Annotated in this window: 18 protein-coding genes; 9 read left to right on the top strand and 9 right to left on the bottom strand. The window is 33.2% G+C overall.

Going from position 1 to position 12,425, the window contains the following annotated elements; all coding sequences use genetic code 11:
* Window positions 1-48 precede the first annotated feature (48 nt).
* The 5 genes from yfmF (at window position 49) to G7082_RS06720 (ending at window position 4,908) form a co-directional block, all read left to right on the top strand.
* Window positions 49-1,314, top strand: coding sequence for an EF-P 5-aminopentanol modification-associated protein YfmF (gene yfmF, locus G7082_RS06740; protein WP_166034355.1), 1,266 nt, complete (start codon window positions 49-51; stop codon window positions 1,312-1,314).
* 2 nt (window positions 1,315-1,316) lie between these two features.
* Window positions 1,317-2,615, top strand: coding sequence for an EF-P 5-aminopentanol modification-associated protein YfmH (gene yfmH / locus G7082_RS06735; protein ID WP_166036034.1), 1,299 nt, complete (start codon window positions 1,317-1,319; stop codon window positions 2,613-2,615).
* A gap of 139 nt (window positions 2,616-2,754) precedes the next feature.
* Window positions 2,755-3,708 carry a RodZ domain-containing protein gene (locus tag G7082_RS06730; RefSeq protein WP_166034354.1) on the top strand — a complete coding sequence of 318 codons (954 nt, stop codon included), beginning with the start codon at window positions 2,755-2,757 and terminating at the stop codon, window positions 3,706-3,708.
* Window position 3,709: 1 nt separating this feature from the next.
* Entirely contained in the window at window positions 3,710-4,288 is a 579-nt protein-coding gene (gene pgsA, locus G7082_RS06725; protein ID WP_166034353.1) for a CDP-diacylglycerol--glycerol-3-phosphate 3-phosphatidyltransferase, read from the top strand.
* Between the two features lie 86 nt (window positions 4,289-4,374).
* Window positions 4,375-4,908 carry an HdeD family acid-resistance protein gene (locus G7082_RS06720; protein ID WP_166034352.1) on the top strand — a complete coding sequence of 178 codons (534 nt, stop codon included), beginning with the start codon at window positions 4,375-4,377 and terminating at the stop codon, window positions 4,906-4,908.
* A 96-nt stretch (window positions 4,909-5,004) separates the two neighbouring features.
* Here the strand turns inward: G7082_RS06720 and G7082_RS06715 are convergent, their stop codons facing one another.
* The 4 genes from G7082_RS06715 to G7082_RS06700 form a co-directional block, all read right to left on the bottom strand.
* Complete coding sequence (locus G7082_RS06715) at window positions 5,005-5,226, bottom strand: sulfurtransferase TusA family protein (RefSeq protein WP_166034351.1); 222 nt, start codon at window positions 5,224-5,226, stop codon at window positions 5,005-5,007.
* Complete coding sequence (locus G7082_RS06710; protein WP_166034350.1) at window positions 5,223-6,260, bottom strand: YeeE/YedE family protein; 1,038 nt, start codon at window positions 6,258-6,260, stop codon at window positions 5,223-5,225. Before G7082_RS06710 ends, G7082_RS06715 begins: the two co-directional genes overlap by 4 nt.
* 142 nt (window positions 6,261-6,402) lie before the next feature.
* Entirely contained in the window at window positions 6,403-7,476 is a 1,074-nt protein-coding gene (locus G7082_RS06705; RefSeq protein WP_166034349.1) for an AI-2E family transporter, read from the bottom strand.
* Window positions 7,477-7,567: 91 nt separating this feature from the next.
* Window positions 7,568-8,107: a TetR family transcriptional regulator gene (locus tag G7082_RS06700; RefSeq protein WP_166034348.1), complete on the bottom strand. Its 540-nt coding sequence runs from the start codon at window positions 8,105-8,107 to the stop codon at window positions 7,568-7,570.
* Window positions 8,108-8,216: 109 nt separating this feature from the next.
* Here G7082_RS06700 and G7082_RS06695 point away from each other — a divergent pair, with 109 nt between their 5' ends.
* The gene (locus G7082_RS06695) at window positions 8,217-8,753 is read left to right on the top strand and encodes a dihydrofolate reductase family protein (protein WP_166034347.1); all 537 of its coding nucleotides are present in this window, start codon (window positions 8,217-8,219) and stop codon (window positions 8,751-8,753) included.
* Window positions 8,754-8,793: 40 nt separating this feature from the next.
* Here G7082_RS06695 and G7082_RS06690 read toward each other — a convergent pair whose 3' ends face one another.
* Genes G7082_RS06690 through G7082_RS06675 form a run of 4 tightly spaced genes read right to left on the bottom strand, consistent with a single transcriptional unit; the run spans window position 8,794 to window position 10,432 of the window.
* The gene (locus tag G7082_RS06690; protein WP_166034346.1) at window positions 8,794-9,072 is read right to left on the bottom strand and encodes a hypothetical protein; all 279 of its coding nucleotides are present in this window, start codon (window positions 9,070-9,072) and stop codon (window positions 8,794-8,796) included.
* Between the two features lie 5 nt (window positions 9,073-9,077).
* Window positions 9,078-9,425: a PIN domain-containing protein gene (locus G7082_RS06685; RefSeq protein ID WP_166034345.1), complete on the bottom strand. Its 348-nt coding sequence runs from the start codon at window positions 9,423-9,425 to the stop codon at window positions 9,078-9,080.
* On the bottom strand, window positions 9,415-10,104 hold the full coding sequence (locus tag G7082_RS06680; protein ID WP_166034344.1) for an ImmA/IrrE family metallo-endopeptidase: 690 nt from the start codon (window positions 10,102-10,104) through the stop codon (window positions 9,415-9,417). The genes G7082_RS06685 and G7082_RS06680 overlap by 11 nt, the downstream gene beginning before the upstream one ends.
* A complete protein-coding gene (locus tag G7082_RS06675) occupies window positions 10,097-10,432 on the bottom strand; it encodes a helix-turn-helix domain-containing protein (RefSeq protein ID WP_166034343.1) in 336 nt (111 codons plus the stop codon). The genes G7082_RS06680 and G7082_RS06675 overlap by 8 nt, the downstream gene beginning before the upstream one ends.
* Window positions 10,433-10,601: 169 nt before the next feature.
* On the opposite strand from G7082_RS06675, the gene G7082_RS06670 reads away from it, so the two are divergent.
* From G7082_RS06670 to G7082_RS06660, 3 genes are read left to right on the top strand one after another with little or no spacing between them, the layout of a single operon-like run.
* Window positions 10,602-10,814 carry a helix-turn-helix transcriptional regulator gene (locus G7082_RS06670; protein WP_455345762.1) on the top strand — a complete coding sequence of 71 codons (213 nt, stop codon included), beginning with the start codon at window positions 10,602-10,604 and terminating at the stop codon, window positions 10,812-10,814.
* Between the two features lie 3 nt (window positions 10,815-10,817).
* Window positions 10,818-11,165 carry a hypothetical protein gene (locus G7082_RS06665; RefSeq protein WP_166034342.1) on the top strand — a complete coding sequence of 116 codons (348 nt, stop codon included), beginning with the start codon at window positions 10,818-10,820 and terminating at the stop codon, window positions 11,163-11,165.
* A gap of 24 nt (window positions 11,166-11,189) precedes the next feature.
* Window positions 11,190-11,543, top strand: coding sequence for a hypothetical protein (locus tag G7082_RS06660; RefSeq protein ID WP_166034341.1), 354 nt, complete (start codon window positions 11,190-11,192; stop codon window positions 11,541-11,543).
* A gap of 232 nt (window positions 11,544-11,775) precedes the next feature.
* Here G7082_RS06660 and G7082_RS06655 read toward each other — a convergent pair whose 3' ends face one another.
* Window positions 11,776-12,216, bottom strand: coding sequence for a hypothetical protein (locus G7082_RS06655; RefSeq protein WP_166034340.1), 441 nt, complete (start codon window positions 12,214-12,216; stop codon window positions 11,776-11,778).
* Window positions 12,217-12,425: the final 209 nt, after the last annotated feature.

Raw genomic sequence — 12,425 nt, 5'->3', positions numbered from 1 at the left:
TTTTACAAAATGAAGACACCTATCTGATCAACGAAGGAGATTAGATCCATGACCTATGAATTAAACAAAAACGTGAATTTACATGTTTTCCCAACTAATAAATATAAAACGGTCCGCCTTTTAGTTCGTTTTGCGGCACCTTTAAATAAAGAAACTAGTAGTAAACGATCACTTTTAGCAAGCTTAATGGAAACAAACAGCTTGAACTTTCCTAACCAAACAGCCATCAGTAAAAAGTTATCTGACCTTTACGGCGCTGGTTTTGGTATAGGTATTAGCCGTAACGGAAATCAACATTATTTTACCGTTGGCCTGAACATTATCAACGACAATTTAGTCCCAAGTGGTACTTCTGTTTTAGAATCTGGGGTTGAATTTTTAAAAGAAGTTATTTTCTCCCCTCATATTATTGATGGGGCTTTTGATCAAGAAACTTTTCTACGTGAGAAAGAAAATTTAATCGAGTATATTGATTCAATTTTTGATGATAAGCAAACTTATGCTGCTCTTTCATTACAAAATTTATTCTTTAACCGCTCAAGCAGTCAAAAAACACCTAGTTTTGGTGATATTGACTCAATCAAAGAAGAAACTGCTGCTTCTCTTGCAAGTTACTACCAAGAAATGATTGCCACAGATAAAGTTGATATTATGGTCATTGGTGACGTAGCTGAAGGATATGTTCAGCGCGTCTTTAAAGATTTTGGTTTTACTGACCGTGAAAATATCGCTACTCCTTTATTTTATCAACAACCGTTTCAAAATATTATTCACCAAAAAATGGAACAATTACCTGTTGTCCAATCAAAATTAAATCTCGCTTATCATTGTGACATCTATTATTACGATGACCTTTATTTTGCGTTGATGATTTTTAATGGGCTATTCGGTGGTTTCCCTCACTCTAAATTATTTTTAAATGTACGTGAGAAACATAGCTTAGCTTATTATGCTAGTAGTTCGCTAGAACCTTTTAGAGGATTAGTGACAGTTCAAACCGGTATTGATGGTAAAAACCGTGAGAAAGTTTTACGTTTAATTAACGAACAATTACGAGAATTAGTTGCTGGTAAAGTAACAAACGAAGCGCTTGATCAAACAAAAGTGATGTTAAAAAATCACTATTTATTAGGACAAGACAATCAACGTAACTTAATGGAGCAGGCTTATTTAAAATTAAAAGTCCCTGCGGCTGATATTACTCAAGAAGAATGGATAGCTCGTCTTGACGCGGTTACTATTCAAGACGTTCAAGAAGTGGCAAAACATGTCCGCTTACAAGCTGTTTACTTTATGGAAGGAGAGGAAAATTAATGATGAAAAAGATTTTTTACCCTTCAATTAAAGAAACACTTTACACTGGAATACTGGATAATGGTCTAGAAGTAACCTTACTTCCTAAACCAGATTTCCATAAAACATATGGGCTGTTTACTACCAATTACGGCTCCATTGACAATGAATTTGTTCCCTTAGGTCAAGAAGATTTTACCAAAGTTCCTGACGGGATTGCTCATTTTTTAGAGCACAAATTGTTTGAAAAAGAAGACGAAGATGTTTTCCAAAAATTTGGTCGCCAAGGTGCCTCAAGTAACGCTTTTACTAGCTTTACGCGTACAAGTTACCTTTTTTCAAGTACGGATAATACCTTACAAAACATCCAAACACTTCTAGATTTCGTTCAAGACCCTTATTTTACTGACGAATCTGTTAATAAAGAAAAAGGCATCATCGCCCAAGAAATCAGAATGTACCAAGACGATCCTAACTGGCGTCTTTACTTTGGTATACTTAACAATTTGTATCCTAAACACCCACTTCATATTGATATTGCTGGAACGGAAGAAAGTATTACACACATTACGGCTGAGGATTTATACCTTTGCTACAATACGTTTTACCACCCAAGTAACATGAATTTATTTATTGTGGGGAACTTAGAACCTGAACAATTAATGACGTTCATTATAGAAAACCAAGCTCAAAAAGAATTTGTTCCAAGTCAACCAATCAAAAGACGTTTCCCGGTTGAAACACCTAAGGAAATCATCAAAGAAGATCGCATTGAGTTGTCAGTCAGCCGACCTAAAGCGATTGTTGGCTTAAAAGGACTTGATACATTGCCAGAAGACGGATTCGAGCTATTAAAATATCAAACTAGCTTACAATTATTACTCCATTTACTTTTTAGTGATACTTCTGCTAGTTACTTAGAAATGTACAATGACGGCCTAATTGATGATTCATTTTCTTATGAATTCACACTAGATCGTAGTTTCCATTTTGCTGATTTTAGTACTGATACCAATGAACCTGAACGTTTTGCTAATCAAATGATTAACTTGATTTTAAAATCAAAAGACAGTCCCGAATTAACTGAGCGTAACTTAAATTTAGCTAAACGAAAAATGATGGGTAAACACTTGCAATCACTTGATTCACTGGAATATATTGCCAACCAATTTAGTAGTATGAAATTTGGTGAAACAACCCTCTTTGATTTTGCTGAAGTCATTGATAGCATTGAACTAAAAGATGTCCTAGAAGCTCAAGAAAACTTTGTCCGTCCTGATGGATTAAGTCGTTTCTTCATCTATCCAAAAGAAAGAGCCTAAGTTCAGTCCCTAGTCGGATTGGCAAATACTTAAATCTTTTGTATAGTCGTTATTAAGAGCTATTTGAGACCTAAATTTAAAAGCGTAAAAGCCACCGTCAATCACCTGATTGACTAGTATAGAAAGAAGGAGCATACATTTGGAAACGATTGGAGAAAAATTAAAAGCAGCCCGTTTAGATCGCGGACTGACAATCGGTGATTTACAGAAAATAACTAAAATTCAACGTCGCTACTTAGAGGCTATTGAAGACAATGATTTTGATGCGATGCCGAGTGATTACTATACGCGAACATTCATTAGACAATTTGCTGAAGCCGTTGGTCTAAATCCTAAGCCTCTTTTACGTCGCTTAGATGGTAAACCTGAAGAAGAAAATAAAGGCTTATCAAATACCATGATTCTTTCTTTACCTGTAAGAGGTTCTAGAAAGTCTAAATACAACGAAACCAATTCAAAGAAAACAACCATTAAATCTTATATTCCTGTGACGCTGTTAGTTTTAGTTGTTCTAGCAATTGTTGGAACGATTACTTGGGCGATTATGTTAGATTCTGAAAAAGGACCTATCGTGCCAAAACCTGAGAAAACAACGGTTGTCCAAGGTTCTAACTCTTCTACTGAGGCAAGTTCTGAAAAAGAAACAGACAGCTCAGAAAAAACAAGTGAGTCTTCGACAACAGATTCAACCAAAGAAGAGAAGAAAAAGAAAAAAGAAAAAAGTTCTTTTGCTTTAGAATCCGATACTGGCGACTTGGCAACTTACACGGCTAAGAACGTTAAACAACCTGTGAAAGTAACGTTTAAAGGCTTAGAAGGTCCTGCGTGGGTTGGTCTTCAATCAACAACAACACAAGAATTATTCTATCAATATACGATTCAACCAGGTGAAGAATTAGAAACGATTGCTCCTGAAGGTTTAGAATCTCTTGATATTATTGTGGGTGCTGCCAACAATGTTAAAATTAGTGTGAACGGAGAACAATTAAAATTCAACGAAAAAACTCCCGTTACAGGCAAAAAAATGATAACATTGAAGTTGAATAGTGCTACTACTAATAATTCAATCGAAGAGAAAGAGGTCAATAGATAAGATGAACCTACCAAATAAGTTAACCGTATTAAGAATTTTCATGATCCCGATTTTCATCGTAGTCGCTGTTGTCCCATTAAATTGGGGTGAAGTCAGTATTTTAGGTACGTCACTTGAAGTCACTCAATTCGTTGCCGCGATCATTTTTGCTGTAGCAAGTATTACTGACTGGTTAGACGGTAAAATTGCTAGAAAACACAATTTAGTCACTAATTTCGGTAAATTTGCTGACCCATTAGCTGATAAAATGTTAGTCATGACAGCTTTCATCGTCTTAGTTGAACAAGGAAAAGCTGCAGCATGGATTGTAGCAGTGATTGTTTGTCGTGAATTAGCTGTAACTGGCTTACGTTTACTTCTTGTTGAAGGTGGCGAAGTGATGGCAGCTGCATGGCCTGGAAAAATCAAGACAGCCACACAAATGGTAGCGATTATCTTGCTATTACTGAACAACGTTCCTTTTGCTAGTCTAGGTCTTCCACTGGATCAAATCATGCTTTACACTTGTTTAGCCTTTACGATTTATTCAGGTGTCGATTACTTTGCTAAAAATAAAGACGTTTTTAAAGATTCTATGTAAAATCAAGAGGTTTTCTCTTGATTTTTTGCGTTATTATGATTAAAGTTATCTTATGTTTTACAAACTAATTTAAAGGAATGATTCTTATGGCTTCTTTTTTCAAATCAATTCAAAAACATGCTTTACTTAGAAGTATTGCTTATATCTTACTTGGTATTGCGATTTTTCTTGAACCTAACAAAGTGTCTCAAATGATTTTATACTTGATTGTTTCTTACAATGTTTTAATGGGAATTTTCAACTTAATCAGCGCGCGTAAAAATAAAACAAATGGCTATAATTCGGCAACACCGATTGCTATTTTCTACTTTATTTTCGCACTTATTCTTTTCCTATTTGCGAAACCTTTAGTCGCAGCTCTTCCTTTCCTATTAGGAATCATGATTATCATTGGTGGTGGAGTTCGTTTATCTCAATCTTTAAAATTAAGACAATATGTTAACGTTCGTTGGTTACCAATGTGTATTTACGGTGGTGTGATGATTGGAGCTGGTATCTTACTTGTTGCTAATCCTTTCTCAACAGCTATGATTTTTTTCCAATTCTTTGGTATCACTTTACTAATCGCCGGTATCTCAGAATTAATCACGTTTATTAGATTTAGAAATTTCGAAATGTAAAAAAATGTGAGTGAAGTTTTTAAAACTTCACTCACATTTTTTATTTAATCTATGATAGATGGTGTTCCAAAAGCTAACCGCTTTTTCCACATCCTTTTACTTTTTAACAGTAATTTCCCAACCTTTTTTACCAAGTTTTTTAAAGTCTAACACTTCATGTCCTTGTTCTTCTGCATAATTTGGTAAATTTTCTACGGCTTCTGGACAGGTAAATAATACTTTGATTACTTCTCCATCTTGACTTTCTTTTAGTGCCTCTTTTAGTTTAATCAATGGAATTGGACAATCTAATCCATTCGTATTAATCTCTTTTGTCATCTTGATAACTTCCTTTCACCTTGTTTATAAAAAATAAATGTTCCAAACCAAATACCAAAACTAATAAAAATTAACCCTAGCCAGCCTTTTATTGATAAGGTAGCTGTCCCAACTAAACCATTACCAATCAAACACCCTTGGGCCATAACTGAACCAAAGGCCATTAAACCACCACCAATAAAAGCTTTTAATAGCGTCGCTCCGTCTGTTCCTTTTAACCAAAATTCTTGACTACCTAATGTACATAAAAATGAACCGACAATAATCCCTAACACAAAATAACTGCCCCAATTGATACCTTCAAAATTAGAAGTTGTTAAGAAATCAAACCATGAAAAAATCGGTGTCGTCATACCAAAACCACCATTTCTTCCTGTTAAATTACTTGCATACCAACCCAATCCTGCTAAGATACCAAAGAGAATTGCTGTGATTTTTTTGTTCCAAATTTTTTCAAAGAACAAATGTCTCGCACCAGTATACTGAGTGGGCATCACAAATTTTTTAGGTTTCGGCTTATTCGTTTTAAACAAAGCAACTAAAACCAATGCTGTAATTGGGATAACCACTAAAATTGGCGATATACTCAGCTTCTCTAACAGATCATCTGATAGTTGACTTTTACTTTGAGTTCCTTCTATCCATCCATTTAAGACTCCTTTTTTAGACATAGATGTAAACAACATGAAACTCAGTAAAGACATCAGTCCCACTAGCCTACCATCACCAACTTTAATCAAGGTGCTTACGATACACCCTTGAGACATCACTGCACCAAAACCAAAGATAAAACTTCCCAACATAATAGCCATGACAGAAAAGCTCTTATATTCAGTTTCTGGAATCAATCCTAAGCCAACGAAAGAAAAATAGATCACTGACTGAATAAATATAACAGTTAACACCAAATAAATATTTGTTTTTTTCTTCTCTAAATACATATCTCTAATAATTCCTGTCATACAAAAACGACTTCTTTTCAATAGAAATCCAAATAAAAAACCAACAATAATTCCTAAAAATAAAGTTTCCATCCAACGCTCCTTACTGTATTGTTATTTTTTTCACAATAAGTATATAATTCATCTTAATAGATGTCAACGCTTTCTGATAAATTAAAAATAACAAAAAAGATTGTGAGCGAAGTTTAAAAAACTTGACTCACAATCTTTTTATTTACGTTTCTTCTTCATTTTTTTCCTTCATGGGAAGGCTTATTGCTGGTAATGTTGGTTTCTTATGATTTGTTTTGACTTCAAGTAAATCTAATAAGAACACAAAGACTGGAATTCCAATAATCAGTCCCCAGATACCGAAGAATTTTTCTGAAAACATTAAAATAATAAACACATAGAAAACAGGTAAATCTGTTTTACTACTCATTAATTTAGGATTCAGTAAGTAAGACTCAATCCCGTGAATTATCATAATCATGATGAGGACGTAAATGATATCATGAACGCCACCATTGGTATAGGCGATTAAACTTAATGGGATACATGACAATATCACACCTGCTACTGGGATCAAACTTAGTAAGAAAATCATTAAAGCTAAACTTAGTAATTGATCTTGAGGGAATTTCATAAAGTACAAGCCAAATGTTGTTAAGATTGTATTAATCATGGCAATAATAAATTGCGCTTCAATCACCACACCAAATGTATTCACAAATTTTTTACCTAAGTAACCCACATCTTTACTAAATGTGCCAATCTTACTATTGAAGAAGGCACGTCCAAAGTCGGTCACCCATTCTTTTTCGATAATGAAAAAGAAACTTAAAATAAATGACATAAAGAAGGTAATCCCCATTGAGCCAATACTCGTAATGGTACTAAAGATAACTTTAGCACCTGTGGTTAATTGCTGTTTAATGTCCTGGAAATTCACATTTGATAACACCCATTCGAACAAGCGGTTATCACTGTTCATTCGTTGATAGAATGAGAAAACTTCCTCGATCATTTTAACGGTTTGATTGAATAATCTTGGGACATAGACTGTCACCGAGAAGTATAGAAAGACGACTATCAGTAAGTAAACTAGCACCACTATTATTTTTTTAGGTATCTTAATTAACTTATGAATTCCGTCCACACTTCTTAAAATTAAGTAAGTTAATATGAAGGTTAATAAAACTAAACTTAAGATATTTCTAATGAGATACAAAATGATACAAACTGAGATTAAAACCAACGTTCTCCGAGCGGTGTCGTTAGCTTTTAATCGGTTCCAAAAATCAAGCATAAAACATTCACAACCTCCTCTAACTCCATTTTTTTTACAGAGTAATATCTACATTTTACGATAAAAAATACGCAAAAGATAGTAATTAAAGCTATTTCAACGCCAAAGTATCCAATATTAATATTTTATAGTAATTATCTAACTCATCAGGTGTTATTTCTTCCTCTTGGTGAAAGGCCCACTCCTCTAACATCTGAATGCTGCTTGCAACGTGCCTCGTTAAAAGATCGTTCGGTAAGCCATTTCTACTATCTTCTTTTAAAATGACGCCAAATGAAGCTGACATTTGTTTCAAGAAAAAAGCGTCGACTGTTTCAATAAAGGATTGATCTAAATAATTTCGATTAATTAAACGCTGTGCTTCCGATTTTTCGTAAAAATCAACAGAAGTTTTAAATGGGGTATAAAATTTGTCTCGTTCATCAATTTCGAAATAGTCATTCCAAAGAACAAATAAGCCAAACTCTAAAAGTTGATATTTATCTTCAAAGTGACGATAAAACGTGGAACGGTGAATATCTGCTACCTCACATATTTCTTTTACTCGAATTTGGCTAAATTGATATTTTTCATCTACCATCATTTCAAAAAAAGATTGCCAAATTCGCATATCCATACTTTTTTCTTTCATTTTCAACCCTCTTTTCACATTTCTTATAGCGACATTATACAGTTTTGTCTCTTATCAAACAAGGGATAGCCTTGTATACTTAAGATAGAAATAAAAAGGAGCGTGTCTTATGACAAATAGAAAAATTATTCTTTATATCGCGACAAGTTTAGATGGTTACATTGCTGATAATAAAGGGGGGATTGATTGGTTATCCACAAATGTGGACAACTCTGAAACAGATACCTCTTATGAAGATTTTTATCAACATGTGGATACGGTTATTCTAGGTAGAACAACCTATGATCAAGTTACTCAAGTTCTTTCACCTGATCATTATCCTTATAGTGATAGTACATCTTATATTTTAACCTCTCGTTCTGGTGAAGCGAATGAAAAACTAATTTTCACTGATCAATCTGTCGTTGATATTGTTAATAACTTAAAAGAAACTGATGGCGGAGATGTTTTCGTTGTAGGTGGTGCGAGTATCGTGCAACCTCTTATGGATGCCAATCTGATTGATGAGTATCAATTGGCAACCATTCCTGTGATTTTAGGCGAAGGGGTTCCTTTATTTAAACCCGTTAAAGAACCTTTAGGACTCCGTGTGAAAGACGTTAAGGTTATCAACAATATTGTGTATCGAACTTACGTTAAAGGGTAAAAGTTGAAAAAAAGAAGCGAAATGACTCACATCATACCGCTCACCTTTCATTCATCTCATCAACTAATTGTCTATCGATAATATCAAAGCTATTTTTTCCAAGAATAGCTTTGATAAATTTTCGATACTCACTTCTTCTACAAATTTTTTGTTGAATCAATTGATTCCCTAAAACTAGCAAATCATGAATAACTATTTCTTCATCTGGAATCTCTTCTTTTCCAAAAGATATTTTCAAATCGTTTGTCTGAATCACTTGTTTGAAATCACTATCATGGGAGGTAATAATCGTTGTCTCTAAAAATAAACATCCCGCCAAAATTCCTATATCGCCGTAATCTCGTAATCTGTTGTATTTTTATGTAATCGTAGCTCCTTATACTCCGTAAATTGCCTACGTATTTCATTATATATTTCTAAGTAGATAGTGTACTCATCATCTGTTAGTCGATTTTCATCTTCTGGGTCAAACAACACCCATTTAGAGTTACTCTTTATTTTTTCTTCAATAATCTCTTTACTCTTTTGACTATTTAACTCCTCTAAAATATCTTTATGAACATAGATAGTGTCATATAATTCATCAATCCATTGAAAGACATCCTGTTTTTGATACGTGAAAATATATAGTAATATATTCGTATCAATAAAGGTTGCTAATTTATTTCCCATGTCCTGTACCAGTATTTTCAAAATAATTAGTTAACATGTCTAATTTCACAAAAGCAGTCTCACAATTCGCTTTATCAAGGGTCACTTCATCTATCATATAAGTTTTTCGTAACTGCTGAAATCCCTCTTCTTTCTCTCCTAAAAATGGATTATCAGCTTTAACCTTCATTAGCTCTAACTCCCTTTTTAAAACAATCACACTTATTTTCAGTTCCTTATATCTTTCAAATAACGTTTCATAAGGGACTTCTGATAAATCAGCTAATTTAAAGAAAACTTCTATTTCCTTTAAGCCTAAATTTTCTAAAGCTCTCTTCTTATCAAAAAGTATATTTTCTGGTAATAAAATATTTGCTGCAAAATGATCTGCTGCTCGCTCATTTTCCTGATCATCTTCTAGTTGGACTATCATTTCATCTAAATGAAATAGTTCATGAGCAATGGTGAAATTTTGAAGTCGTTGATTAAACTTAGTGTTAACAAATAAAAATTTTTCTCCTTGTTTTTTCGCACTAAATCCTTCAGCTTCTGGATCTTCAATAACATCTTTAATCAAAATTATTTTCTTGATATCTAAAATAGTACTTAACGTTGGACCTATAAAATCTTTACTTCCTATAGCATTTAAAAATAAAATAGCACTATTTCTAGCATTGTTATGAATATCTTTTTTAGTCAATGTATTCATTTTCATACATACCTTTCAATCTTAAATAGTCGTCCATTCTTACTTTCAATTTCGCCAATTTATTTTTCGATGCTCTCGTTTTAAATTCTCCTCGAGTTCTAACTTCATATTCTTGATCTAAATCAAAAGAAAATAATTCCTCCACACTTAATGATAAGGCTTCTGAAAAACAGACAACTAATTCCTTATTTATTTTTCGTTCACCTTTTAAAATCATTGTCACATAACTACGTGAGAGTTCCATTTTTTTAGAAAGCTCTTCATGAGTCACTCCACTTCTATCAATAGCTTTATTTATATTAATTATTATCCGTTCCAAGTCTATCACCTCTTTTTAATTATAACTCTTATTTCGTTGATTGTCACAAAAAAACTTGTGACATTATTCGAGTCCACAAAATATAAGTAAAGATAACTTTACTTTCTGTACAAAAAGAATTACACTATACGTAAAGATATCTTTACTCATAGTAAAAAGGAGGCTAACAATGACTATTACCGTAAAAAATCAAATTAAAGACATTCGAGAAACTCGTGGGATTAAACAAAATGAAATGGCAGATAGTTTGAGGGTTTCAAGACAAACCATGACTGCCATTGAAAAAATGAAGTACAATCCCAGTTTAGAGCTCTCACTTAAAATTGCTAGCTATTTTGAACTTAGTGTGGAAGAGATTTTTGAATTAAATTCGGAGGTGTAGGAAATGATTTGGAATGTTTTGCTCATGTTTTCACTTATATTAATTGGTGTCTTCTCGATTTATTCTGTTGGTCGCTTATTTCTAACGTTGATTTTAATGGATCGTTACGATGAACTTCAGAAAAAGGCTGTTTATGAATCATTTGCTATTACTTTCTTGATTATTCTTGTTGTTCATCTCATCCAACTGACGATCAACGTTTTCGAGATTAACTTACCGCTGATTGTTGGTCCTGGTACGGTACCAGGCATCATTATTGGCAGTCCACCACTTCATATTAATAGCTTTTTCTTTGATAGCTTTGTTTTAGCCATTGTTTATTTTATTAAGAAAAAACGTTATGGGATTTAATCACACACATTTGGAGGTGTAGAGATGATGATTGGGTATTATTTATTAGCTTTTTTACAGTTTGGTGTTACCATTTTTGCTCTGTATTCTGTTGTTCGCTTATTTATTATGTTACTGATTTTACATCGTTATGATGAACTCCAAAAAAAAGCAGTTTATGAATCTTTCGCACTTAGTTTTTTGATTATTCTACTAGTACATTTTATCCAACTTAATATCAATCTTTTTGATATTGATTGGCCACTACTAATTACTACCGGCAATCGCCTAGGTATTGCTGGAGGAAACGTACCAAAACCACACATCGATAGCTTCTTCTTCGATTGCTTCGTCCTAGCCGTTGTTTATTTGATTAAGAAAAAAAGATATGGCGTATAGAGTGATGAAAAAGGCGTCTAGCTCCAAGCAACTGGAGTGAATATTAAACAATCCATGTTTTTCGGATTGATTAATATTTGCGAAGTTGCCGCAGGAGCTGCCTTTTGAATACGGACTACATAAGCGTGATGAAAAGGCGTCTAGCTCCAAGCAACTGGAGTGAATATTAAACAATCCATGTTTTTCGGATTGATTAATATTTGCGAAGTTGCCGCAGGAGCTAAACGCCTTTTTAATTTTTCATCTTCTCTACTATTTTTCTTACAATTTCTCGTAATGTTACACCGATTACTCCCATAAATCCTACACCAACCATCAAAAAGCTAAGAACCCACATAATAAAATAAGAATCTACTAGAAAATTTATTTTTTCAACATCTTTTATCCCCTTGATTGATAATAAATACAGGATTAAACCACACACAAAGAAAATAATAGGGGCTAGATAAACAGACACCACACCTTTCACTTTCGGCTTAAAATAATCATGAGTTAAAACCATTAAAATCGACGAGATAATTGGAATACTCAACACTGTTATCCAAATAATTAAACCATAATTAGGATTAAAGATAATATTAACATCCTCTAGTAACCATCCACATATTAGGTGCATAATTAGTAAAATAGTTACTGCAATCATTTGCCTTTTCATTCTTTTGTTTAATTTCATCAAAACTCCCTTCCAACTTTTCAATATAAATATACCTCATTATTTATACTATCGGTTAGTTTTTAAGGAAAAATAAGATATAATTAAGTTGCACTCTAAACGGCGTCACAGAAGTAGCTTCTTTGGAAATAAGCCGAAAATCACAAAAATTTGAAAAGCATTTTTCGTGATTTCCTTCTTATTTCTTGAAGTTGAACACTTCTGTCACA

Source organism: Vagococcus hydrophili, from assembly GCF_011304195.1.
Lineage (GTDB): Bacteria > Bacillota > Bacilli > Lactobacillales > Vagococcaceae > Vagococcus > Vagococcus hydrophili.
Note: the sequence above shows the minus strand (reverse complement) of the source record. Positions and strands in the feature narration are given on the sequence as shown.